This window comes from Robinsoniella sp. KNHs210, from assembly GCF_000686105.1.
GTDB classification, from domain to species: Bacteria; Bacillota; Clostridia; order Lachnospirales; family Lachnospiraceae; genus Robinsoniella; species Robinsoniella peoriensis.
Map to the genome: position 1 here is coordinate 3,739,802 of NZ_JMLZ01000002.1, position 24,891 is coordinate 3,764,692.

Consider the following 24,891-nt stretch of genomic DNA (forward strand, 5'->3'; position numbering starts at 1 on the left):
ATGGTTCATGAGTAAAAAATTTGACAAGGAAGCATTTATTAACGATGTAAAGGCAAACGTAAAGACCTTATATCGTAAGACGATTGATGAAGCGACGAAACAGCAGGTATTTCAGGCGGTATCCTATACGATTAAAGATACAATCATAGACAACTGGCTTGCAACCCAGAAGCAGTACGAAACAGACGACCCAAAGACAGTTTATTATATGTCTATGGAGTTTCTGATGGGGCGTGCCCTGGGCAATAATCTGATTAACCTCACAGAGTATAACGATGTAAAAGATGCGCTAGAGGAAATCGGATTTGATCTGAACGTAATCGAGGATGAAGAGCCGGATGCAGCGCTTGGAAACGGAGGGCTTGGACGTCTTGCAGCATGTTTCCTGGATTCACTTGCTACTCTTGGATATTCTTCCTATGGCTGCGGTATCCGTTACCGTTACGGGATGTTTAAACAGAAAATAGAAAACGGTTTTCAGATTGAAGTACCGGATAACTGGTTAAAGGACGGCAATCCATTTGAACTGCGCCGTCCCGAATACGCCAAAGAAGTAAAATTCGGAGGTTATGTACGTGTGGTATATGATGAAACCACAAAGAGAAACCGTTTTATCCAGGAAGGCTGCCAGTCAGTGCGTGCGATTCCTTTTGATATTCCGATTGTGGGATATGATAACCGCATCGTGAATACACTGCGTGTCTGGGATGCGGAAGCAATTAACGACTTCCAGCTGGATTCCTTTGACAAGGGAGATTATCAGAAAGCAGTAGAGCAGGAAAACCTGGCACGGAACATTGTAGAGGTTCTTTATCCAAATGATAATCATTATGCCGGCAAAGAGCTTCGTTTAAAACAACAGTACTTCTTTATTTCAGCCAGCGTACAGGCAGCAATTGAAAAGTATAAGAAAAAACATTCCGATATGAGGAAATTCCACGAAAAAGTGACTTTCCAGTTAAATGATACACATCCAACAGTGGCAGTAGCAGAATTAATGCGTATCCTGGTGGACGAAGAAAACCTGGAATGGGATGAAGCATGGGAAGTAACCACAAAGACCTGTGCATACACGAACCATACAATTATGGCAGAAGCACTGGAAAAATGGCCGATAGAGCTTTTCTCCAGACTGCTCCCGCGCATTTACCAGATTATAGAAGAAATTAACCGCAGATTCCTTATTGAAGTTGGCAGAAAATATCCGGGAGACCAGAATAAAGTCAACAAGATGGCAATCATACATGACGGACAGGTGAAGATGGCACATCTTGCCATTGTAGCCGGATACTCTGTCAATGGTGTTGCCCAGCTTCATACGGAGATTCTGAAAAAGCAGGAATTAAGAGACTTCTATGAAATGATGCCGCAGAAATTCAATAATAAGACCAATGGTATTACCCAGAGGAGATTCCTGCTTCATGCGAATCCGCTTCTGGCAAAATGGGTAACCGCCCATATTGGTGATGAATGGATTACAGATCTGCCGCAGATTTCAAAATTAAAGATCTATGCAGAGGATAAAAAAGCGCAGCAGGAATTTATGAATATCAAGTATCAGAATAAGGTACGTCTTGCCAGATATATTTTAGAGCACAACGGTGTGGAAATTGATCCCCGTTCCATCTTTGATGTACAGGTAAAGAGACTTCATGAATACAAACGCCAGCTGATGAACATTCTGCATGTAATGTATTTATACAACACCATTAAAGACCATCCGGAAATGGATTTCTATCCAAGAACATTTATCTTCGGGGCAAAAGCAGCAGCCGGATACCGCCGTGCGAAGCTCACCATTAAGCTGATTAATGCAGTGGCAGACGTTGTTAATAACGACAGATCCATCAAAGGAAAGCTGAAAGTAGTATTTATTGAAGACTACCGTGTTTCCAATGCGGAATGGATATTTGCTGCATCTGATGTATCAGAGCAGATTTCAACAGCAAGTAAAGAAGCATCCGGTACCGGAAATATGAAATTTATGTTAAACGGAGCACCGACCCTGGGAACCATGGACGGAGCAAATGTTGAGATTGTAGAAGAAGTTGGAGAAGAGAATGCCTTTATCTTCGGACTTACAGCCGACGAAGTTATAAACTTCGAAAATAACGGCGGTTACCATCCAATGGATTACTTTAACAACGATCAGGATATCCGCCGGGTACTGATGCAGTTAATTAATGGAGAATATGCAAAGGATGACCCGGAACGTTTCCGTGAAATCTATGATTCCCTGTTAAATACCAACAGCAGTGACAGAGCAGATACTTACTTTATCCTTGCAGACTTCAAGTCATATGCAGAGGCTCAGAGAAGAGTAGAAGAAGCATACCGTGATGAAACCCGGTGGGCGAAAATGGCTATTCTGAATGTAGCAAGCAGCGGTAAATTCACATCAGACAGAACCATTCAGCAGTATGTGGATGAAATCTGGCATTTAGATAAAGTAGTGATTGAATAGAGAATTTAAATTAAATAGCAGATTAAAATTACAAAGGTTGTTTTAATGTAAAAAAACCTGGTATCTTTAAATGATTGTGGGAAAACGGAAGCCATCCGGTTTATCTGCAATAAGATAAATATACCGGGTTTTTTGCTGCCCTTTATCCTATAAGTTGCGTATAACATTCCTATAAGAGCTGTATCAGATAAATAATAAAAAATTATCCCTGAATTATGCATAATATAGAAATACGGTAATATACATAAGACAAGGAAGGTGCGCCATGAAGGAAAAAATAAAAAATATTCTAGCATTAATTTTACTGGTACTCTTATTGCCTTATGTTATTACGGTTCTTATGTCCGGAAAGATAAGACAAACCTATTTGGACAGAGGAGATGATCATTCCTTTATTTCGGTAGAAGTAGACGGGAAAGTACGTGAAGTTAATTTTGAAGACTATGTAATGGGCGTTACAGCCTTACAGATTCCATCCGCTTATCAGACAGAGGCAATCAAAGCCCAGATGGTGGTAGCGAGAACGAATCTATGTAAAATGCTGGAGGACCATCCAACGGAACTATTGAAAGACAAGTATCTAACCGTTGATCAGATGGAGGAACTGGGAATCAGGGATAAATTCGGCAGGGCAAGCAGAGAAACAAGCGGACAGGTTCTCACCTATGACGGGAATCTGATTCTGGCATCCTATCATGCGATCAGTGCCGGAAGGACAAGAAATGGAAATGATGTTCTGGGAAGCCAGAGTTACCCATATCTGGTATCGGTACAGAGCGCTCAGGATGTGGAGGCAGAACGTTATCTCCACGCTGAAGTATACGATCCGGAAGAAATATTACGAATATGCAGGGAGCAGTATCCTGATATGAAAGCATATTATCCGGAAGGAACTGAGGTTTCTACAGATCATACTGCCGGTACGGGAGCCGAAGAAAGCAGAATACAGGATAATTATCAGCAGGAAACAGCATTAAATGTGAAAGCAGAAGGTAGAGAGAACGTCACCACTACATGGAATGCAGACCAGGGACCGGATACCATATCCACAGACCTTTCGGGTGTAGAAACAGAAATTTTAACCGAGGCAGCAGAACCGGAAGCTCCAAAGGGAACGCAGACGCAAAACGGGACAGATCCGGGAAATGGAAAAGAAACCCGGAAGCAGAGCGGGGCAGAGTCCGAAACTCCAAAAGCAAGTCAGACAGAAGCTGTAACAGAACCCCAGACAGAACCCCAGACAGAACCCCAGACAGAACCCCAGACAGAACCCCAGACAGAACCGTCAGAGACAGATAATCATAAGAGTGGAACGGAGGAGTTAAATAAAACAAATCTTTGGGACAATATGGAGATTGAAAGTAATGATGAGGCAGGTTATATAACAAAAATCCGGATTGGTGACACAGAAATACCTGGTGAAGAATTCCGCAGATTTCTGAATTTAAATTCCAGCTGTTTTACAATGGAGCAGGTAGAAAAAGGAATTCGGATTACCACCAAAGGATTGGGACACGGTGTGGGAATGAGCCAGTACGGAGCAGAGAGAATGGCAGAATCAGGAAAACCATATGATGAGATTTTGCAATATTATTTTAAAAATGTAACGATAGAAATAAATGAGAAACAAAACAGTTCAGAGACAGAAACAAATGCCATAAATTCATAAATCGATTTTTCAAACATTGTATATTCTTTCATAAACTGGCAATGCTATTGTTGAACATAATTGATCAATAGTACGAGGTGAAGAATATGCAGAAAAAAGATGTTGTAAAGTTTTTTAAGAAAAAAGGAACCATTGTGGCATTGAGTCTGTGTCTGGTGGGAGGAGTAGCAGCAGCTTCCTATTATACTATGGAATTGTCACAAAATGCAAAAGAAGAAGAGCAGAATCTGGTAGACCTGAATGAAGAACCAAAAGATCCGGAACCATCGGACCCAATCACAACAGATAAAACATCACAATCAGAGAACAACACAAAAGAAAACGGAAATAAGAATGCCACATCCGGCGACACCAAAAATCAGACAGAATCAGACGCTTCTAAACCTACATTAGCAAATGATATGGACGTAGACCCGGCATATCTGGCAGATAACGAAGCAAAAACAAGTGCTGATGCAAAAACAGCAAAAGAGTCAGAAGACAGCGTAGATGCAAACTCAACAAATATCCAGGCGAAAATAGAACCAACCGTTGATTTTGGAGATAACAGCACATTGACATGGCCGGTAGCAGGAACTGTATTAATCGACTACAGTATGGACTCTACCGTATACTTCAAAACATTAAATGTTTACAAATATAATCCGGCACTTATTATCGGGAGTGAAGTAAACGGACAAGTTCTGGCAGCAGCAAAAGGCATTGTAGAATCCATCGACGTAAATGACGAAACAGGAACAACTATCACCATGAATATTGGAAACAACTACGAATTGGTATATGGACAGTTAAAAGAAGTTCCGGTAGCAGTAGGCGATGTTGTAGAAACAGGATCCATCATAGGTTATGTAAGCGAACCTACAAAATATTATTGCGAAGAAGGAAGCAACCTTTTCTTTGAGATGAAAAAAGATGGTGCACCTGTAGATCCATTCCTGTACCTGGAGTAAAGTCAATTGTAATCATAAACAAGAAGATAAATAAAGGTCTTAAATTTTCATTCTTTCCGGCAGGAGAAGTGACGTTCACGTCATGATTAATCGGAAGAAGAAGATTTAAGGCCTTTTCCCACCCATTCAAAAACCTTGCACACTTTCCGAAGAAGAGAGTATACTATATTAGTACAGCGGATAAGAACTCCACTGTACCGAATAAAGTTACACCTGCGGATACGCAATCGAATCTTTCTTACTTGGCGTTACAATTTCCAAATGCAAACTGTCGTATTTGATATGGGTGAAGTACTTTTTCGTCGATTGCTTTTTATAATAAGCGCATGTATGAGGTTCTTGTATGTGCGCTTTACATAGACAATGAAGGATGAAGGTAAAATGAATTATACGTATATATTAAAGTGCAGTGATGACACCTACTATACCGGTTGGACAAACAATCTGGAGAAACGGATTGATGATCATAACAGTGGAAAAGGTGCCAAGTACACGAAAGGAAGGCGGCCGGTAGTACTTGCTTATTGTGAGATATTTGCAACGAGACAGGAGGCAATGAAAAGAGAATATGAGATTAAAAAACTCCCGAAAAAGGACAAGCTGAAACTCATGGAAGGATTTTCATACCGGGAGCAATTGGAGAATCTGCTGTAAACGCAAAAAAATGGCTGCCACGGAAGATACTAGTACTATAGCGAACAATTTTCATCTTAAATTTGGGTTTAGCTGATTAAAGACGCTTTGTAGATGTAGGTAGTGTACGGAAAGAGAAGGGGACGAACCAATGTCCTGGTCCGCCCCCTTCTCTTTCCGAGATAGCATTCGTTGATACAAAGCTGGTATTCTCAGCATGATAGGACCCCGGGGTTGTGGCATGCCGGACGCGATTGGCGTAAAGCAGCTGATCTTAAGAACGGAATTTGTTTTTCATTCTGTAACCAGAAAAAGGAACAAACTCCCATCTTTCTGTACACTACCTATCATTTACAAAGCGTCTTAATCAGCGAAACCCAAATTCAAGAATCCGTTCGCTCTAGAGCGTGTTTGAAAATTCATTCCTGCCATCTGCACGCCCCACTTTGCGGCATATTTGCCCCGAATTCAGGTTACGTAGCCCGCTACGCGCCCTTCATCCGGGACAAATCTCCCACAAACTGTGACGCACAGCTGCCAGAAAGCAATTTTAAAACACGCTCTAGAGCAGCCGGCTGTATAGTCAGTTAAATTGCCATTCCTGCAACGTAAACGTACATGAGAATAAAATGACAGATGCTTCCGCCCATAACAAAGAGGTGGAAGATTTCATGTGATCCGAAGTTTTTGTGTTTCGAATCAAAAATCGGGAGTTTAAGAGCGTATATGATTCCGCCTGCCGTATAGATAATCCCGCCAGCCAGCAGCCATCCAAAGCCTGCCGCCGGAAGCGTTTTAACAATCTGGGTAAATGCCAGAACACATACCCATCCCATACCGATATAGAGTATAGATGAAAACCATTTCGGACAGGTAATCCAGCACATTTTAATGATAATCCCCACAATCGCAATTCCCCATACGATGGTACATAAAAGGTTGCCTGTGGGACCGTTTAAAACTATCATGCAAATTGGTGTATAAGTACCTGCGATTAGTACAAAAATCATACAGTGATCCAGTTTTCGCAGTATGCGGTTAGTACGGGTAGTCAGATCCAGGGAATGATATGTGGCACTGGCTGCATACAGCATAATCATACTGATAATAAATATAGATAATGATACGATATGTGTCCGGTCCGGCTGCATGACCGCAGTCTTAATTAACAGTGGCATAGCAGCAAAAATTGCCATTACCATACCAATAAAATGGGTGATAGCACTTCCGGGATCTTTTAACCGGAATTTTCTCTGGGTTATGGTTGCTGTTTGATTCATAATAATACCTCCTCAAGATTATATGCCATCAATATACTAATTTCTGGAAATGATATTACGACATGTAGTAATGAAAACTATGTTGTGTTATCACTATATTATACCCATAAAAAGAAAAAAGCAACCCTGTTTTGGTAAAATTCTTAAAAAATTAAGGATTTTCTAATATATATGTCAAAAATATCTGCTATGCTTCTAAAATCAAGTACTTATAGAGGAAATAGATTGTTTTTTTATGGATTATCATTTATAATTTATCTTAAGCAAATCAGGAAAAATAATGTTTTTATTGATAAGGCAGGAGGATATCATGGGTAACCAGGACTGGTCGAATCTGGGCGACCAAATAAAGAATACAGTGCAGTCTGCGATTGATTCGCAGAATTTTAGGCAATTGAACGATTCAATTAGAAATTCAGTAAACAGTGCGATAGATAATGTGAATCAGAGTCTGAATCAGGCAAATCAGAGGTTCAACCGCGGCAATATGGGAAACATCGGAAATTTTGGACATCCTTATTCAGAGCCGCAAAATCCCTGGGATTCCAGGAAGAACAGGAACCGGGAAAGAAATAAGAATTCATTTCGGGATGTACCGCAAAAAGGAGTTAAAAATGAGTTGATTTCCCGGAACAGCGGGATGAAAGGGGCGGGCTATTCCCTGACTATTGTAGGGTATATTTTTGCCGGAAGCCTTGGACTTGCGACCTTTATTGTGGCTTTGGTAAGTATGCTTACCGGAGGCATAGAAGGCGGGGCGGCAATAGCAATCGGCGTAATTTTTCCATTCCTGATTGCCAGCATTATTATGGCATGGCGGGGGAGTAAGATTCTCGGCAGATTAAAGCGGTTTAAGCTCTATGTGCGCCAGCTGCGGGGCAGAGAATACTGTTCTATTAAAGAACTTGCAGACGCTGTTGGAAAACCATTGAATTACACAGTAAAGGATCTGAGGGAAATGATCCGTAAAAACATGTTCTGCCAGGGACATATTGATGCCCAGGAGAGCTGCCTCATGATTACAGATCAGATCTATAACCAATATTTAGAGGCACAGCATCAGATGGAAATCCGCCAGCGGGAAGAGCGGAGCAGAATTCAGAATGCTGAGACAATCAAAAAAGAACAGAAAGCAAAAATGGAAGATGGTTCTGTACCGGAAGATGTGAAAAAAGTAGTAGAAGAGGGTCAGAGTTATCTGGATAAAATAAAAAAGAGCAATGATGCAATTCCGGGTATAGAGGTATCTGAAAAGATTTCCAGACTGGAAGTAATTACAAGTAAAATATTCGAGCGTGTGGAGCAGCATCCGGAGCATATCCCGGATCTGCGTAAATTCATGGAGTATTATCTGCCGACTACCGTTAAGCTGTTAGATGCGTATGAAGAGTTAGAGAGACAGCCGGTACAGGGCGAAAATATTATGACTTCCAAGCGGGAAATAGAAGATACGCTGGATACAATTAATATGGCATTTGAAAAGCTTTTAGATGGATTCTTCCAGGATACTTCCTGGGACATCTCTTCCGATATATCCGTGCTCCAGACAATGTTTGCACAGGAAGGTCTGACCGGACAGGATTTTAAGAAAGCCATGGAGAGTACCGCAAAGAAAGAACTGGATCCGGAAAAAAATGATGAAATCAAATTAAAATTTTAATACAAGTGAGCTGCCATGCACAAGAACCCGGCAATTCTCCAGGGAGTGTTTGAAGCTTACGCGGATACGAAATCAAATGCTAAATTTTACATGAAAAGAGGATTAAGATATGAGTGATGAATTCAAAGACTTTGCATCGGCACCGGCACCTACTTTAACGCTGGATCCATTTCAATCAGAAAAAAATGATACTCAGCTTCAGGCGGCACAGACAGTAGGAACAGTGGTTGAAGAGCCGAAAAAACCGGAATTTGACGAGAGCATGCTTTCAGCAGATGAGAGAAAGATGGTTAACAGCTTTGCGGAACAGATTAATCTGACAGATTCTAATGCTATTTTGCAGTACGGTGCGGGAGCACAGAAGAAAATGGCTGATTTCTCTGAAGCAGCGCTTGACAATGTTAAGACAAAAGATCTTGGTGAAGTAGGTGAGATGCTTTCCGGAGTTGTAACCGAGTTAAAAAGCTTTGAAGTGGAAGAACAGGAAAAGGGATTTCTTGGATTTTTCAAGAAAAGCAGTAATAAGATTACGGCAATGAAAGCAAAATATGATAAAGCAGAAGTGAATATCAACCGTATCTGTGAGGCACTGGAAAGTCATCAGGTACAGCTGTTAAAAGATATTGCAGTACTGGACAAGATGTATGGACTTAATCAGTCTTATTTTAAAGAATTATCCATGTATATTCTGGCAGGCAAGAAGAAACTGGCCAAGATCCGTGCAGAGGACCTTCCCGCATTGGTACAAAAAGCAAATAATTCCGGACTTCCGGAAGATGCTCAGGCAGCCAAAGATCTGGATTCACTGTGTAACCGTTTTGAGAAGAAACTGCATGATCTGGAATTAACCAGGATGATTTCTCTCCAGACAGCTCCCCAGATCCGTCTTGTTCAGGGCAATGATACTCTGATGGTAGAGAAAATACAGTCAACGATCGTAAATACAATACCACTGTGGAAGAGCCAGATGGTACTGGCTTTAGGCGTTGCACATTCAGCAGATGCGGCAAAGGCACAGAGAGAAGTCACAGACATGACCAATGAACTGCTGAAGAAAAATGCACAGACACTCAAGATGGCTACTGTGGAAACGGCGAAAGAGTCAGAACGCGGCATTGTAGATATTGAGACATTGAAGACCACCAATGAGTCTCTGATATCTACTTTGGACGAAGTAATGCGTATCCAGTCAGAAGGACACCAGAAACGTATGGAAGCAGAAGCCGAAATGCAGAGATTAGAAGGGGAACTCAAGGGCAAGCTCTTGCAGCTTCAGGGTTAAATCGTAGAAGAAAACCGCTTTTACACTCCTTATTTGGGCAGTATCTCAACAAATCTTGTGATATACAATGGGATAAATATGGTTCCACCCTTGACAAGGGAACCGAAACTATGGTACGATAAGGTTCGTAATATCGTGTCAGTATAGCAACAATGTAAAATATTGAGGTTAAAGCCCTGTACATAAGAGTCATGTTACAGGGCTTTTTTATGCGATTTCATGGCACGAAGCGACGTGTGGGAAGTGCAGATATAAAGGCAGCCTGAGGAACAGGCAAATAGAAAGGAAACATTAATACATGGAAACAGTTAGATTTGATGAACTTGGTCTTAGTGACCAGATACTAAAGGCAGTAACAGAAATGGGGTTCGAAGCAGCGAGTCCGATCCAGGCAAAAGCAATTCCGGTACTTATGGCAGGAAAAGATGCGATAGGCCAGGCACAGACAGGAACTGGAAAGACAGCAGCATTTGGAATACCACTTCTGGAAAAGATTGACCCGAAGAGCAAGAAACTTCAGGGAATTATCTTATGCCCTACAAGAGAATTGGCAATTCAGGTGGCGGAAGAAATACGTAAATTGTCAAAATTCATGCATGGGATTAAAGTACTTCCGGTTTATGGCGGACAGGATATTGTGAAACAGATACGTTCCCTGAAAAGCGGCGTACAACTGATCATAGGTACTCCTGGGCGAGTAATGGACCATATGAGAAGGAAAACGATTAAATTTGATCAGGTGCATACCATTGTCCTGGATGAAGCAGATGAAATGTTAAATATGGGATTCAGAGAAGATATCGAGACCGTATTAAAAGAAATACCGGATGAAAGACAGACCGTTCTTTTCTCTGCAACAATGCCAAAACCGATTATGGATATCACCAACCAATACCAGAAAAAAGATGCGGAACTGGTTAAGGTAGTAAAAAAAGAACTTACCGTTAAAAATATAGATCAATATTATTATGAAGTAAAACAGAAAAGCAAGGAAGAAGTATTGTCCAGACTTCTGGATATGTATAATCCAAAGCGTTCCCTTGTATTCTGTAATACAAAAAGAAAAGTAGATGAGCTTACAACGGCACTGCAGGGAAGAGGATATTTTGCAGAGGGTCTTCACGGAGATCTGAAACAGTCTCAGCGTGATCGTGTCATGAACGGCTTCCGTAACGGAAAAACAGAGATTCTGATCGCAACAGATGTTGCAGCCAGAGGAATCGATGTAGATGACGTAGAGGCAGTATTTAATTATGATATCCCTCAGGATGATGAATTCTATGTACACCGTATCGGCAGAACAGGCCGTGCAGGAAGAGTCGGAAAAGCTTTCTCATTTGTTGTAGGTAAAGAAGTATATAAGCTGAAAGACATTCAGAGATATTGTAAAACAAAGATCTATGCACAGCCGATTCCGTCACTGGATGACGTAACAGCTATAAAAGTAGAAAAAATACTGGAAAATGTAAATCAGATTATTGCTAATGAAGATTTAAGAGATATGATCGATATGCTGGAAAACCATCTGAATGAAGAAGATTATACAGCAATGGATATTGCAGCTGCATTTCTGAAGATTTCCATGGGAAATGAAGAAGCCATGGAAGAAGAAAAAAGTATGGGTATGGACTTTGGCAATACTGGTGCAGAAGAAGGCATGGTACGTCTTTTCATTAATATCGGTAAAAAACAGGGTGTTCGCCCTGGGGATATTCTTGGTGCGATTGCCGGGGAATCAGGTATGCCGGGTAAATTAGTTGGCAGTATCGACATGTACGATAAGTATACTTTTGTAGAAGTACCTACAGACCGTGCAAAAGAGGTATTGAGTGCAATGGATCATGCAAAGATTAAAGGCAAAATGGTAAATGTGGAGCCGGCAAATCAAAAATAAACTGATATGTAAACTGGCATGGATAAAAAATATGAAACTGGCTGTTTTAACATAACCAGTATAGTGCTATGATATTCCCAAATTCAAAATGAGGAGAGGGAATATCATGCAGCATAAAAATCAAACTATTATGAAGCTGGCACAGACAGCGCTGTTAGCGGCACTGTGCTTCGTATCATTTACTTTTTTCCAAATTAAAATACCGATGCCGGGAGGCGATGCAACGTCCATTCATATTGGAAATGCTTTTTGTGTACTGGCGGCATTGCTGTTAGGCGGAGGATACGGTGGCCTTGCAGGAGCTGTAGGCATGACGATTGCGGATCTGATGGATCCTATATATATTGTAGGAGCTCCCAAGACATTTGTTTTAAAACTCTGTATTGGGCTGATTGTAGGCCTTGTGGCACACCGTATAGCAAAAATTGGAGAAACCAGTAATAAAAAATATATTTTAAAGTGGAGCACTATCGCTTCCGTATGCGGATTAGGATTTAATGTAATCTTTGACCCGCTGGCCGGATACTTCTACAAACAGATCATACTGGGACAGCCTCAGGAAATGGCATCCGTTTTGGCAAAATGGAGTACGGCGACTACATTTGTAAATGCAGTTGTATCCACTATATTGGTAGCAGTGTTATATAGCGCTTTACGTCCGGCACTGGGTAAAGCGGGATTGCTAGTTCAACCAGCAAAGGTTTAATGCTTAAAGGAATAATGCTTAAGGGTATAATGCTTAAGGGTATAATGCTTAAAGGTATAATACTTAAGGGTATAATACTTAAGGGTATAATACTTAAGGGTATAATGTTTAAAGGCATTATTTTAAAGAATAGAAAAGAAGCAGGTATCCACATCGGGATGCCTGCTTCTTTAGGAGAAGGATTAATTAACCAAAATATCTTTCTAATAAACCTTTGAAAGCTTTACCGTGGCGGGCTTCGTCTTTTGCCATTTCATGTACAGTATCATGAATAGCATCCAAATCCGCAGCTTTTGCACGTTTTGCAAGATCAAACTTACCTGCAGTAGCTCCATTTTCTGCCGCTACTCTCATTTCCAGATTTTTCTTTGTGCTGTCAGTTACAACTTCACCAAGAAGTTCTGCGAACTTGGAAGCATGTTCAGCTTCTTCATAAGCAGCCTTTTCCCAGTATAATCCAATTTCAGGATAGCCTTCTCTGTGAGCAACCCTGGACATTGCCAGATACATACCAACTTCAGAACATTCTCCTTCAAAGTTTGCTCTTAAATCTGCTAAAATATCTTCAGAAACACCTTTTGCAATTCCAACAACATGTTCTGCAGCCCAGCTCATATCGCCTTCCTGTTTTGTGAATTTACTTGCCGGCGCTTTACAGATAGGACATATCTCCGGTGCAGAATCTCCTTCATGAACATAACCACAAACATTACATACAAATTTAGCCATTTTTAAAATCTCCTTTTCATCTTTATATTTAGTTTAGGAAATAAAATTCCTTTTGTTATTAATAATAGTAATTGTTACTGATATTAATATACTACAAATGATAGAATTTGTCAACAGGTTATTCTATATTTTTAAAATTATTTTTCATCCGATAAATCTTATTCGTGATACAAGAGGTTTGAATTCACATTAAATACGCCATCCAACAAACGGGAATATGTAACAGCGTAACGGTATTTACTAGTGAAATAGGAATCAATAAGTTTAGAGTGTATTTTGGTCAATATTTTTGGTATACTAGAACTACAGCGAACTGTTTATAAACGGATTAATATTCCAAACAATCTTATGAGTCATTACTTAAAATAGAGACTCCCTGCAAGTTTCCCACTCTCTTCTTTCCGAGATTCCGTTTACTGCTACAAAGCTGGTTGGTTTTCTCATCTCAGCATGGTGAACTTACCAGATCACAGACTTAACTGGATGTAGGCACTATAACCATAAATATACTGTAGTAGAATGAAGAAACCGGCTGCAGTGATAAGATCAAGCAGCTTAATGCTAATGGCGTCATAAAATATGAAAGATGAAAGGCTGGTAATATATTGAACGGAAAAGTAATATTTTACGTGACCAGACATGGGCAAACTTTGTTTAACCTTCTTGATAAAGTGCAGGGCTGGTCAGATACTCCACTAACCCAGCAAGGCATTCAAACCGCAAACCTTCTTGGGAATGCTATGAAAAAAATTAAATTTGAGTCTGTCTATACGAGCGATAGCGGACGTGCATGTGAAACAGCCACGCTAATCCTTAACCAGAATGAACATATTCAGCCACAGTTTAATCATGACAAACGTCTAAGGGAGTGGGGATTTGGAAGTTTGGAGGGGGAATCTAATAACTGGTTTATGGATACGATCCTGAATGGGCTGCCGCCTGATATTGGGTTTGAGCACCTTACTGACTACTTACCGCAGATTTCTGAAATTATCGTAAAAACTGACACTATAGGTTTTGCAGAACCATTTGGAACAATTGAAAACAGAATTAGTTCTATTTTTAAAGATATAGCAGAAAAAGTATCTGCTACTGGTGGTGGGCAAGTGTTAATTGTTACACATGCGTTTATAATAAAAACGATAGTATATCTTTACGCAAGACATCGTATTTCTGAAGTAGCCAAAGTAGAAAATGCCAGTATAACAAAAATAATATATCAAGACGGAAATTTTTGTGTAGAGGATATCAATAGTACTAGTTATACAGGCAGTACTACCTAACTCTTGGAAGAGCAGCAAAAAGCCATTGAAACCTCCTTCAAAGAAAGTTTCAATGGCTTTTATTACTTCACCAATAGGGCATGCCTGCCAGTTGATGCTATTAATCTTAACACAAGGGAATATTAGCCGAAGTATCTCTCTAATAAACCTTTAAATGCTTTACCGTGGCGAGCTTCATCTCTGGCCATTTCATGTACAGTGTCATGGATAGCATCCAGATCAGCTGCTTTTGCACGTTTTGCAAGATCAAATTTACCTGCTGTAGCGCCGTTTTCAGCAGCAACTCTCATTTCCAGGTTTTTCTTTGTACTGTCGGTTAAGACTTCACCAAGTAATTCTGCAAATTTTGCAGCGTGCTCTGCTTCTTCATGAGCAGCTTTTTCCCAGTATAAACCGATTTCAGGATAGCCTTCTCTGTGAGCAACTCTGGACATAGCCAGGTACATACCAACTTCTGAACATTCTCCTTCAAAGTTTGCTCTTAAGTCTGCCAAGATGTCTTCAGAAACACCTTTTGCAATACCAACAACATGTTCAGCAGCCCAGCTCATGCCTTCTTCCTGTTTTGTGAATTTGCTTGCAGGTGCCTTACAGATTGGACATACCTCCGGTGCAGAATCTCCTTCATGAACATAACCACATACATTACATACAAATTTAGCCATTTTATCAATCTCCTTTTTATTTTATGGGGTTTTCTTATAACCCTTATTTAATATTAGTAATTGTTACTGATATCAATATACTCCTTAACAGGTCATTTGTCAATAGGTATTTGGAAAAAATTTCAAATTATTGTGACTGTGATTATCTTAATAGTGGTTATGGTATTTCGATAGAATTATTTTCTTGGAAAAGTAATTCTGCGGGACCCCGGAATTTTATTCTGCTCCATAGAATCCAGAATTTCATCTATAAAATCTTCGTCGTCGTCCTCATCAAAATCATCATCATCTTCGTCCTCGTCATCATCCTCGTAAAATGAATCAATTTCGCAATATGTAAATTGAGTCACATCTGCTTTATCGTCCTGATAAAGGGCAGAAATGATTTTTTCAGCCAATGGAAGGGATATTTTTATTCCAAAATCTTCTTCCGGTCCACAAAACTCTAAAATTTCTTCATCCATAAGATATTCTGCTTTGTTAACATCCATGACACTTAATAATTGATCCATATTTTTGTACAGTACTTTCATAGGTTGTTTTCTCCTTTTAAAATAGATATGTTTTAGCGCTTACCAATATTATGCATTATTTTGCGGGAATTGTCATCTGTTATTATAAAAAATTAATGATAATAATGTAAATTTTATGAAACATGAGCTGACTTCAAATATTGTGTGTCAAAAAAGCTCAAAAAATAAAAAAAGTATGTATCCTTAGTAACAAGAATACATACTTTTATATTTAGAGTATAGTGAAATGTTATCGTGATTAACCGAAATATCTTTCTAATAAACCTTTGAAAGCTTTACCGTGACGAGCTTCGTCTTTTGCCATTTCATGAACAGTGTCATGAATTGCATCCAGATCAGCAGCTTTAGCACGTTTTGCAAGATCAAATTTACCTGCTGTAGCGCCGTTTTCAGCAGCAACTCTCATTTCCAGGTTTTTCTTTGTGCTGTCAGTTACAACTTCACCAAGTAATTCAGCGAATTTTGCAGCATGCTCTGCTTCTTCATAAGCAGCTTTTTCCCAGTATAAACCGATTTCAGGATAGCCCTCTCTGTGAGCAACTCTGGACATAGCCAGGTACATACCAACTTCAGAACATTCTCCTTCAAAGTTTGCTCTTAAGTCTGCTAAGATGTCTTCAGAAACGCCCTGTGCGATACCAACAACATGTTCAGCAGCCCAGCTCATGCCTTCTTCCTGTTTTGTAAACTTACTAGCAGGTGCTTTACAGATTGGACAGACTTCCGGTGCAGAATCTCCTTCATGAACATAACCACATACATTACATACAAATTTAGCCATTTTTCAATCTCCTTATCTTATATAAATATTTTTTGTACCGACCCGGCAGTAGAATACCGGATCGATGAATAATTAGTTTGTATTTTGAATTTTAGAAATCAGTAACGATTACTGATATTAATTTATCATAACTCTTACATGAAGTCAAGCTTTTTTTGTGAAATTATGATTTTTTGATGCAATCCGGACAAACTCCCATAAAATGTGTAATATAGCCGTCTATTTTACCTGAAAAATCCTTTTGTGCGACATTGACGATTTCATCAATATTATCCATTTCTAAATCGAGCACACTGTGGCATTTCGTGCAGACAAAATGATTGTGTGGGTTTGTATTATAGTCAAAGCGGTCTGCGCCGTCTCCTGTTACAATTTTTGTGATTTCTCCCAAATCGGATAACAGGGCAAGGTTACGATAAACTGTTCCCAGACTGATCTTTGGAAATTGCTCCCTGATGTTCATATATACAGTGTCGGCAGTGGGGTGGTCTTTTCTGGTTGCTAAGAACTCTATAATAGATTCCCGTTGTTTACTGTATTTTAGAGTAGCCATGATTCACCTCCTTATAATAATGATAACGGTTACTGATTTTATTGTATATGATTATTTAACATTTGTCAAATGTTTTATTGATCAGTTTATATCAAATTATGCCTGATTTGCCTTGTTTTTTACTGATTTGAGTATAAATGAATCAGAAGGAGAGTGAACCGGTATTATTTGATTTTTGTATGGGATAAAAAGAGACCGTTTAAGTGAAAATAAGTAAAGGGTGACATATTTTACAGAACTGCGGTATAATACTAATATTAAGGTAAATACTGTAAATACAAAATAAGGAGTAGCAAACAATGGAAAAAAAATTTGATACAATTATAATCGGCTCCGGACCGGCAGGGCTGGCTGCGGCAATTTATGCAGAAAGAGCAAAATTAGAATGTCTTATTATTGAAAAAAATTATGTAAGCGGCGGTCAGGTAATCAATACTTATGAAGTTGATAATTATCCGGGCCTGCCAGGGATCAATGGCTTTGATATGGCCACAAAGTTCAGAGAGCACGCAGACGCTTTGGGAGCAGAATTTGTTACTGCAGAAGTAAGTGACATTATAATAGAAGAAACGGATCGGAAAGTTGTTACGGATCAGGGTGAATTCATTGGAAAAACGGTTATTTTAGCTGCTGGGGCAAGACACCGTAAATTAGGAGTTCCGGGAGAAGAAGAACTGGCTGGCATGGGGGTATCCTATTGTGCTACCTGTGATGGTGCTTTTTTTAAAAACAAAACAGTTGCCGTTGTAGGCGGCGGTGATGTTGCCGTAGAGGATGCAATTTTTCTGGCAAGAGTATGTGAGAAAGTATTCCTTATTCATAGAAGGGATGAGCTGCGTGCAGCAAAGATTTTGCAGGAGAAGTTGTTTGCATGTGGTAATGTAGAAGTCATTTGGGACTCTGTTGTTAACAGCATTAACGGAGAAGAAAATGTAGAGTCTGTAACAGTAACTAATATTAAAAATGAAAAAGAAGAGAGAGTTGCTGTGGATGGTGTGTTTATAGCAGTAGGAATTCTGCCTAATTCTGAGGTGTTTCAGAATATCGTGGAAACAGATGAGCATGGATATATTGTAGCTAATGAAGATTGTGTTACAAATAAGAAAGGAATTTTTGCAGCAGGAGATATTCGTACAAAAATGTTACGTCAAATTATTACAGCAGCAGCGGATGGTGCAAATGCCGTAACTTCCGTACAAAACTACCTTATATACGCATAAACAGAGCATCTGGCCTTCCATTATATTATTACAGATTTAAAAAATATATTATCGGCATTGACAAATCATGTAATATTTGTTATGATAGCAATGTAATAATTTTAATAATTTCGTAATAAATAATAATTGAAAGATAAGATATATTGGAGGTCGAGGATAAGTAATGAAGAAAAGGATGATGAAGATTGCAGCCTGTCTAATGGCAGCATCTATAACTTTTGGAAGTACTGGGATATTAACAATGGCTGCTGGTGCAGATGTACCTTTAGCAGGATTACAGGCTAAAGTTGAAGAAAATAAAGATGCAGGCCAGTCAACTGAGAATACTACCCCAGCCGAGCCAAGTAAATATGATGGACTTGCTATTGCGCAGGTAAATGATGATGCATATGTTAACATCAGAGATGCAGCGAGTACGGAAGATGGAAAAGTACTTGGTAAACTTTATAATAATTCAGCAGCTGAAATTCTCGGTCAGGAAGGTGACTGGTATTTAATTAAATCAGGCTCTGTAACAGGATATGTAAGCAAAGATTTTTTTGCAACAGGAGCAAAAGCAGAAGAACTTGCCAAAGAGGTAGGGGAAGAAGTTGCTACTGTTAACACAACAACATTAATGGTACGCCAGGATCCAAATACAGATTCTGATGTTGTTACACTTGTTGGTGATGCAGAAAAACTTCAGGTAGAAGAAGATCTGGGTGACTGGGTAAAAGTTTCGGTAGATTCTGATGTTGTAGGATATGTAGCAAAAGACTATGTAGAGTGCGATACAAAATTTGTGGAAGCAGAATCAAAGGAAGAAGAAGAAGCGAGAATAGCAGCAGAAGAAGCGGCTTATCTGGCGGCAGTAGAAGAAGCAAGAAAAGCTGACGAAGCAGCAGCAGCACAGGCAGCAGCTGAACAGGCAGAAAAAGATAAAGCCTGGTTAGAGTACTTAGATTCTCAGGAACAGGCAGCAGCAAATCAGGCAGCGCAGGAAGCAGCAGACGCACAGTCCGCAGCAGATGCATTAGCAGCACAGCAGGCAGCAGCAGAGCAGGAAGCAGCGGATGCAGCAGCGAAAGCTCAGGAAGCAGCTGATCAGGCGGCAGCAGAGCAGGCAGCAGCAAACGCACAGGCACAGGCAGAGGCGGCAGCACAGGCAGCAGCAGATGCACAGGCACAGGCGGATGCACAGGCAAAAGCGGCAGCAGATGCACAGGCAGCAGCGGATGCAGCAGCACAGCAGCAACAGCAGCAGCCTCAGACAGACGGAAGTCAGTCTGGTGGAAATACAGCAGATAATCAGGAACAGCAGTTTGGTGATACAACAGGCGGATCTACAGAGACACCGGATGCAGGACAGTCTTCAAACGCATCTGGGCTTAGACAAAGCGTTGTAAGTTTCGCATTACAGTTCGTTGGAAATCCATATGTATGGGGCGGTACAAGCTTAACAAACGGAGCTGACTGTTCAGGATTTACACAGTCTGTTCTGGCGAACTTCGGTATCAGTATTCCTCGAGTTGCAGCTTCTCAGGCAGGCAGCGGCAGAGCAGTAGATCTTGGAAGTATTCAGCCAGGCGACCTGTTATTCTACAATGGCGATGGTGGAATTGGACATGTATCTATGTACATTGGTAACAATCAGGTAGTTCATGCCAGCAGTTCTACAACAGGAATTATCGTATCTGATATGGGTTACAGACAGCCATGCAGTGCAAGAAGTTACTTAGATTAATTTGAATTAGGACCTTCACTCGAAAGAGTGGAGGTTTTTTTGATATGCGGCTGTTTATTCATGGATTTGTTTTATAAGATAAAACCGGTTTGCCTTGAGCATATTCCTGAGAGCAGACGAGGGGAGAGTGGAATGATTTAATATTTGCTACAATATGGCAAGGGAAAAAATTTAATACAATTCAAAAAATTCCTCACAATTCAAAGGTTATACAAGATGCACAAATTTTGTCGAAACTTGGTGAGAAGTGTAAAATCCGTGTGTATAACTGTGTCGAGTTATCCACATCGAAAATGTCGGAAATAGTGGCAAAATGGAGTTATACACTAAGTTATGCACATTATCCACATAAAAGATCGAATTTTCACAGGTTTACATAGTATTTTTTAGGAACAAATGTTTTGTAAAATGTGATAATTCGTATTTTTATGTGGAAAAAGAGCTGATTGGGTATTGACTTTTTTATCGTCTTAATATGGTTTTGAAAAAATGAAGATGATTGCCATTTTCAGATAATATGGATAATTGTGTATTAATTATTATGGAGGGCGGGTATCTGGGTAAAGGAGTATATGGGACGGAGTTTAAGAGAGGAAACAAGATGTGTTGAGATGTATAAGAATAGGTTGCTTAGAAGGTGGGGGGATTCAGGAAATAGACGATTTAAGAAGTAAAATAGTTAAGCTGGATGAAATGCAGAATGCAGGTAAATACCGCTGGCATATTATGATTTATATCGCTCTGATTGCCTGTTCTAAGGCAATTTATGAGCAAGGCATAAAAGTCATCACCAATACTCAAAATGAGGGCATATGAGGCGATTAAAGTGTAGAGAAATGGAATAGCGTTTCTTTGGATGAAATAAAAGAAGAACCAACTGTTATTAACAGTTGGTTCCGGAATATTTCGTATTTAATGATCTGTCGTTGGCTATGCCCAGTAGCGCATTGCCGAAACCGGCTTATCAAAGTCAAATTTAGATATTATTATACCGTCTGTTGAGTTGCTTGCATGAATTATTTTCTCATTACCGATGTAGATTCCAACATGCCCTACTGGACTACGGTAGAATACTAGATCTCCTGGTAAAAGATGACTGACAGTTGGCTTTACAGATTTTGCTTTGTTGTAAATACCGCCCCATTCTGAATAACCATTTGCTTGGTCTTCTGCAACTCGTGGAATGGAAATGCCAAAGTGTTTCATGACACTCATAGTGAAACCGGAACAATCCGCGCCATTTGTCAGACTGATGCCGCCCCATGCGTATGGGTTGCCTTGGAATTTCTTGGCATAAGCGGCGATCTGTTCACCTTTTGTAGCATCTGCAGGAATATCCGGATCAATATATGCGCCGTCAGCATCGAATGAATATGCAATGCCGTTAATCATAATTGTAGTTGATGAAACCATGGAACCGTCTGTATTGAAATAATATGTATGGGTTCCAATATCTATTAAGCCTGTCTGCATGACACCGTTTAAGTCAAAATAGAATCTCTTATTATCAATTGTCTGCCATCCTTTTACTGCGGCATAGTCATTGCCAAAATAATACCGTTTGCTGTCAACCGTTACCCAGCCAGCTACTTTTTTATATTTTTTATTGTTATAATAAGTTTTCCCGTTTTCATAAAAAAGACCTTTGCTGCGTGTTTGTCCATCCCGATATCCGCTTGCTGACACATGGTATTTACCTATCCACTGGTCAGAAGCCATGCTGCCATCGCTCTGAAGGTAACATCTTTTTCCAGTTGGTTCATAGGTTATCCATTTACTTTTCACCATAACACCGTTTTCATCAAAAAAGTACCAGTTGCGGTCTAAATTTTGCCATCCGGTAACCTTCTTGGCAGTTGAAGGGCTGAAATAATACCGTTCCCCTTTAATGGTTGCCCATCCGGTTACCATAGCGCCCTTTTTACCGGCGTACATAGTTTTTTTACTTAACCAGCGATTCTTTTTTACAATACCGGATTTAGAGGAGTAGTAGCGCTTGCGACCTACTTTATACCATCCCGTTTGCATTTTACCGGTTGATTTATTGAAATAGTATGAAGACCGGCCGATCTTTGTAAATCCGGTTTCCATCGCTCCGGTATCAGGATCCAGGTAATATTTCCCGTTTGGAAGAGTGAGCCAGCCTTTGGCGTTCACACCCTGATCGTTATAATAATACCAGGTCTTTTCGCTCTTGGACTGATACCAGCCATTTTTCTTCTTTTTTGAATAGGAACTTGTACCGGAATCTCCGCTGGAGGATAGTACTTTATTTCCATAGGCGTCAAATTCTACGCCGTTTACTCTGGTATTACGTGCCATAGACCCGTCAGCCGTTACATAAAAATTACCAATCCACGTATTTTTGGCCATTTTACCATTGGCTCTTAAATAGTACCATTGGCGGTCTGTGTAAACCCATCCGGTCTTCATGATACCCTGTTTATCAAAATAGTACCAATTTCCTTTTATCTTCTTAAAGCCAGTTGCATAGCCAAGTGTAGAATTCGTTGTGTACTGTCGTCCCTGATCCGTCACTTTCCAGGCCGCCTGAACATCAGGGGCAGGTATAGACGTAGCTAATATTCCTACCAGGGAAAGCACTACAAGAATTTTTTTCTTCATCCTATACTCCTTTGATATTTTCATTCTCTTTTAAATATTGCGAGTGTGTGTATATACGTTACAAATATATTACACTTCATTTAAAATAGTAGCCCATCTGGAAGGAAATGTCAACATTTATTCATGAAAAAGCAAAAGAAAAGTCCATATCTATGTATGTTGCACAGATATGGACGCCTGATTTTGTATGCTATGACGAAGTAATATTTGTCATATTTAGTATTATTTGGAATGCATACGTTTTATGACTTTCAGTCTTGTGAATTCTTCACGTTCTTTTTCTTCCAATGCATTTTGAATACTCTTTGTGAGTTCGGTGTAAGTAGGGATTGTAATGTTTTTCAAAGCATTGGCACGTTTTTGTGTCTTCTTGATATTGGTTGCAAGCCGGTATGCAGAATTCTCGATCATGGAAAGTCTGATCGTCAGTTCCTTTACTTTCTCGAAGGAAACCTTTGCTTCATCCAGTGACCGTTTCGTCGTATAATAAGCGTATGTTGGTTCATTTACGATGGGATCTGCCTCCACAAGAGGAATTTCAGTTCCCATAACGCTTCGCGTTTTTATACGAATGGAATTCTCAACCGGTACGGAGAAAGAAATCTCCTGTACATAGTTGATACCGTGCTCGATATTAGCTCTTTGGAGAGCAGCATAGGCGGTACGGAATGTTTCATCAATCTGTGATTGAATATCCTGCGCCTGGTCAATCAGCCCCATAATCTCTTTGATCAGGATATTTCTCTTCTTATCCATCAGATCGAAGCCCTGTTTTGCAAGAGCCAGAGAGTTCTTAGCTAATATTAAGTTACCCTTCGTAGGAAATGTATTTGGATTCATTAAATCACCTCTGACTCGGCAGGTTTGTAGTATTTATCAAGAACCTTTGTATCGATACGGTCAAGTTCTTCTCTAGGAAGCATTCCAAGAAGTTCCCAGCCTTTTTCCAGGGTATCGATAATGGAACGGTTTTCGTTTTCGCCCTGTCCAACGAATTCCTGTTCAAAAGATTTACCAAACTTTAAATAAATTTTATCGAGAGGAGACAGTTCGTCTTCACCGATAACGCTTGCCAGAGCTCTGGCATCTCCAACCTTTGCATAGCAGGAGAAGAGCTGGTTGGCTACGTCCTGATGATCCTCCCTTGTATATCCGGCTCCGATACCATCCTTCATCAGACGGGACAGAGAAGGAAGGACGTTGATAGGCGGATAAATTGCCTGGCCATGTAACTCACGGTCCAATACGATCTGTCCTTCGGTAATGTAACCGGTGAGGTCAGGGATCGGATGAGTAATATCATCATTTGGCATGGTCAGAATCGGGATCTGGGTTACAGAACCGCTGATGCCCTGTACAATTCCGGCTCTTTCATAAATCGTTGCCAGTTCACTGTATAAGTAGCCAGGGAAGCCTTTTCTGCTTGGGATTTCACCTTTCGATGAGGAAACCTCACGCATTGCTTCTGCAAAAGAGGTCATATCCGTTAAGATAACCAGGATATGCATGCCTTTTTCAAAAGCCAGATATTCAGCTGCAGTAAGAGCAACCTTCGGTGTGATCAGACGTTCAACGACCGGGTCGTTAGCCAGGTTTAAGTACATAACAACGTGATCGGAAACACCGCTTTCCTCGAAGGTTTTGCGGAAGAATTCTGCTACGTCATATTTAACACCCATAGCGGCAAAAACGATAGCGAATTTTTCATCTGAGTTATCACCAAGAGAAGCCTGTTTTACGATCTGTGCCGCCAGTCTGTCATGGGGAAGTCCGTTTCCTGAGAAAATAGGAAGCTTCTGTCCACGGATCAGTGTGGTCAGTCCGTCAATTGCAGAAACGCCGGTACGGATATAGTTACGCGGATATTCACGGGTTACCGGGTTTAACGGAAGACCGTTAACATTTAATTTAACTTCGGGTGTAATTTCTCCGAGGTCATCGATCGGCTGACCGATACCGTTGAAAGTACGTCCCAGGATATCTGGAGATAGTGCGATCTCCATTGGATGTCCGGTTAATTTTGTATGGGTATTTTTCAGGGACATATTCTCATTTCCCTCAAATACCTGAATGATTGCTTTATCTTCATACAGCTCTACGATACGGCCCAGTTTCTTTTCGGTTCCTTCTACTGTAATCTCAACGATTTCTTCGAAAGAAGCATTCTGGACTCCTTCTAATACAATAAGGGGGCCGTTGATCTGACTAAGTCCTAAATATTCAATTGACATGATTTAACCC

The 24,891-nt window shown here is 40.2% G+C and carries 24 protein-coding genes and 1 pseudogene; 14 read left to right on the plus strand and 11 right to left on the minus strand.

Annotated features, from left to right (window positions below):
* Window positions 1–7: 7 nt before the first annotated feature.
* The 4 genes from CD03_RS0122800 (at window position 8) to CD03_RS34485 (ending at window position 5,737) form a co-directional block, all read left to right on the plus strand.
* A complete protein-coding gene (locus CD03_RS0122800; RefSeq protein ID WP_027295605.1) occupies window positions 8–2,464 on the plus strand; it encodes a glycogen/starch/alpha-glucan phosphorylase in 2,457 nt (818 codons plus the stop codon).
* A 265-nt stretch (window positions 2,465–2,729) separates the two neighbouring features.
* Window positions 2,730–4,133 carry a SpoIID/LytB domain-containing protein gene (locus CD03_RS36385; protein ID WP_027295606.1) on the plus strand — a complete coding sequence of 468 codons (1,404 nt, stop codon included), beginning with the start codon at window positions 2,730–2,732 and terminating at the stop codon, window positions 4,131–4,133.
* An 86-nt stretch (window positions 4,134–4,219) separates the two neighbouring features.
* Window positions 4,220–5,083, plus strand: a complete 864-nt coding sequence (locus tag CD03_RS0122810; RefSeq protein WP_027295607.1) for a M23 family metallopeptidase — start codon at window positions 4,220–4,222, stop codon at window positions 5,081–5,083.
* 381 nt (window positions 5,084–5,464) lie between these two features.
* Window positions 5,465–5,737 (plus strand): GIY-YIG nuclease family protein, encoded by a 273-nt coding sequence (locus CD03_RS34485; protein WP_044290266.1) that lies wholly within the window; start codon window positions 5,465–5,467, stop codon window positions 5,735–5,737.
* A 342-nt stretch (window positions 5,738–6,079) separates the two neighbouring features.
* Here the strand turns inward: CD03_RS34485 and CD03_RS39605 are convergent, their stop codons facing one another.
* Window positions 6,080–6,154: a hypothetical protein gene (locus CD03_RS39605; RefSeq protein WP_334291699.1), complete on the minus strand. Its 75-nt coding sequence runs from the start codon at window positions 6,152–6,154 to the stop codon at window positions 6,080–6,082.
* On the opposite strand from CD03_RS39605, the pseudogene CD03_RS40110 reads away from it, so the two are divergent.
* Window positions 6,128–6,229 (plus strand): annotated as a pseudogene (locus CD03_RS40110) (DUF6783 domain-containing protein); the annotation flags it as partial. The gene CD03_RS39605 and the pseudogene CD03_RS40110 sit on opposite strands and share 27 nt — an antisense overlap.
* Here the strand turns inward: CD03_RS40110 and CD03_RS40115 are convergent.
* Window positions 6,185–6,352 carry a DUF6783 domain-containing protein gene (locus CD03_RS40115; RefSeq protein WP_442969745.1) on the minus strand — a complete coding sequence of 56 codons (168 nt, stop codon included), beginning with the start codon at window positions 6,350–6,352 and terminating at the stop codon, window positions 6,185–6,187. The pseudogene CD03_RS40110 and the gene CD03_RS40115 sit on opposite strands and share 45 nt — an antisense overlap.
* Window positions 6,304–6,996 (minus strand): PAQR family membrane homeostasis protein TrhA, encoded by a 693-nt coding sequence (gene trhA, locus CD03_RS0122820; RefSeq protein ID WP_044289609.1) that lies wholly within the window; start codon window positions 6,994–6,996, stop codon window positions 6,304–6,306. Before trhA ends, CD03_RS40115 begins: the two co-directional genes overlap by 49 nt.
* Window positions 6,997–7,306: 310 nt before the next feature.
* Here trhA and CD03_RS34490 point away from each other — a divergent pair, with 310 nt between their 5' ends.
* From CD03_RS34490 to CD03_RS0122850, 5 genes are all read left to right on the plus strand, one after another.
* Window positions 7,307–8,656 (plus strand): 5-bromo-4-chloroindolyl phosphate hydrolysis family protein, encoded by a 1,350-nt coding sequence (locus CD03_RS34490; protein WP_044289610.1) that lies wholly within the window; start codon window positions 7,307–7,309, stop codon window positions 8,654–8,656.
* 109 nt (window positions 8,657–8,765) lie between these two features.
* Complete coding sequence (locus CD03_RS0122835; RefSeq protein WP_027295609.1) at window positions 8,766–9,938, plus strand: toxic anion resistance protein; 1,173 nt, start codon at window positions 8,766–8,768, stop codon at window positions 9,936–9,938.
* Window positions 9,939–10,236: 298 nt separating this feature from the next.
* Window positions 10,237–11,832, plus strand: coding sequence for a DEAD/DEAH box helicase (locus CD03_RS0122840; protein WP_027295610.1), 1,596 nt, complete (start codon window positions 10,237–10,239; stop codon window positions 11,830–11,832).
* Between the two features lie 106 nt (window positions 11,833–11,938).
* Window positions 11,939–12,538 (plus strand): ECF transporter S component, encoded by a 600-nt coding sequence (locus CD03_RS0122845; protein ID WP_027295611.1) that lies wholly within the window; start codon window positions 11,939–11,941, stop codon window positions 12,536–12,538.
* A complete protein-coding gene (locus CD03_RS0122850) occupies window positions 12,538–12,756 on the plus strand; it encodes a hypothetical protein (protein ID WP_027295612.1) in 219 nt (72 codons plus the stop codon). Before CD03_RS0122845 ends, CD03_RS0122850 begins: the two co-directional genes overlap by 1 nt.
* On the opposite strand, the gene CD03_RS0122855 is transcribed toward CD03_RS0122850, so the two are convergent.
* The gene (locus CD03_RS0122855) at window positions 12,725–13,267 is read right to left on the minus strand and encodes an NADH peroxidase (RefSeq protein ID WP_027295613.1); all 543 of its coding nucleotides are present in this window, start codon (window positions 13,265–13,267) and stop codon (window positions 12,725–12,727) included. The genes CD03_RS0122850 and CD03_RS0122855 overlap by 32 nt on opposite strands.
* Window positions 13,268–13,872: 605 nt before the next feature.
* Between CD03_RS0122855 and CD03_RS0122860 the strand changes: the two genes are divergently transcribed.
* Window positions 13,873–14,550 (plus strand): histidine phosphatase family protein, encoded by a 678-nt coding sequence (locus CD03_RS0122860; RefSeq protein ID WP_027295614.1) that lies wholly within the window; start codon window positions 13,873–13,875, stop codon window positions 14,548–14,550.
* 122 nt (window positions 14,551–14,672) lie between these two features.
* Here CD03_RS0122860 and CD03_RS0122865 read toward each other — a convergent pair whose 3' ends face one another.
* The 4 genes from CD03_RS0122865 to CD03_RS0122880 all read right to left on the minus strand — a co-directional run bounded on the left by CD03_RS0122865 (window position 14,673) and on the right by CD03_RS0122880 (window position 17,082).
* Complete coding sequence (locus CD03_RS0122865) at window positions 14,673–15,215, minus strand: NADH peroxidase (RefSeq protein ID WP_027295615.1); 543 nt, start codon at window positions 15,213–15,215, stop codon at window positions 14,673–14,675.
* Between the two features lie 176 nt (window positions 15,216–15,391).
* A complete protein-coding gene (locus tag CD03_RS0122870) occupies window positions 15,392–15,748 on the minus strand; it encodes a hypothetical protein (RefSeq protein WP_027295616.1) in 357 nt (118 codons plus the stop codon).
* Between the two features lie 238 nt (window positions 15,749–15,986).
* Window positions 15,987–16,529 carry an NADH peroxidase gene (locus CD03_RS0122875; RefSeq protein ID WP_027295617.1) on the minus strand — a complete coding sequence of 181 codons (543 nt, stop codon included), beginning with the start codon at window positions 16,527–16,529 and terminating at the stop codon, window positions 15,987–15,989.
* Window positions 16,530–16,692: 163 nt separating this feature from the next.
* On the minus strand, window positions 16,693–17,082 hold the full coding sequence (locus CD03_RS0122880) for a Fur family transcriptional regulator (protein WP_027295618.1): 390 nt from the start codon (window positions 17,080–17,082) through the stop codon (window positions 16,693–16,695).
* 299 nt (window positions 17,083–17,381) lie between these two features.
* Between CD03_RS0122880 and trxB the strand changes: the two genes are divergently transcribed.
* The 3 genes from trxB (at window position 17,382) to CD03_RS0122895 (ending at window position 20,841) form a co-directional block, all read left to right on the plus strand.
* Window positions 17,382–18,302: a thioredoxin-disulfide reductase gene (trxB, locus tag CD03_RS0122885; RefSeq protein ID WP_027295619.1), complete on the plus strand. Its 921-nt coding sequence runs from the start codon at window positions 17,382–17,384 to the stop codon at window positions 18,300–18,302.
* A 163-nt stretch (window positions 18,303–18,465) separates the two neighbouring features.
* Window positions 18,466–20,025 carry a C40 family peptidase gene (locus CD03_RS36390; RefSeq protein ID WP_027295620.1) on the plus strand — a complete coding sequence of 520 codons (1,560 nt, stop codon included), beginning with the start codon at window positions 18,466–18,468 and terminating at the stop codon, window positions 20,023–20,025.
* Between the two features lie 606 nt (window positions 20,026–20,631).
* On the plus strand, window positions 20,632–20,841 hold the full coding sequence (locus tag CD03_RS0122895; protein WP_197041690.1) for a hypothetical protein: 210 nt from the start codon (window positions 20,632–20,634) through the stop codon (window positions 20,839–20,841).
* A 114-nt stretch (window positions 20,842–20,955) separates the two neighbouring features.
* Here CD03_RS0122895 and CD03_RS38640 read toward each other — a convergent pair whose 3' ends face one another.
* From CD03_RS38640 to CD03_RS0122910, 3 genes are all read right to left on the minus strand, one after another.
* The gene (locus CD03_RS38640; RefSeq protein ID WP_027295622.1) at window positions 20,956–22,650 is read right to left on the minus strand and encodes a C40 family peptidase; all 1,695 of its coding nucleotides are present in this window, start codon (window positions 22,648–22,650) and stop codon (window positions 20,956–20,958) included.
* Between the two features lie 222 nt (window positions 22,651–22,872).
* Window positions 22,873–23,490, minus strand: coding sequence for a V-type ATP synthase subunit D (locus CD03_RS0122905; protein WP_027295623.1), 618 nt, complete (start codon window positions 23,488–23,490; stop codon window positions 22,873–22,875).
* Window positions 23,490–24,881, minus strand: coding sequence for a V-type ATP synthase subunit B (locus CD03_RS0122910; RefSeq protein ID WP_027295624.1), 1,392 nt, complete (start codon window positions 24,879–24,881; stop codon window positions 23,490–23,492). Before CD03_RS0122910 ends, CD03_RS0122905 begins: the two co-directional genes overlap by 1 nt.
* Window positions 24,882–24,891: the final 10 nt, after the last annotated feature.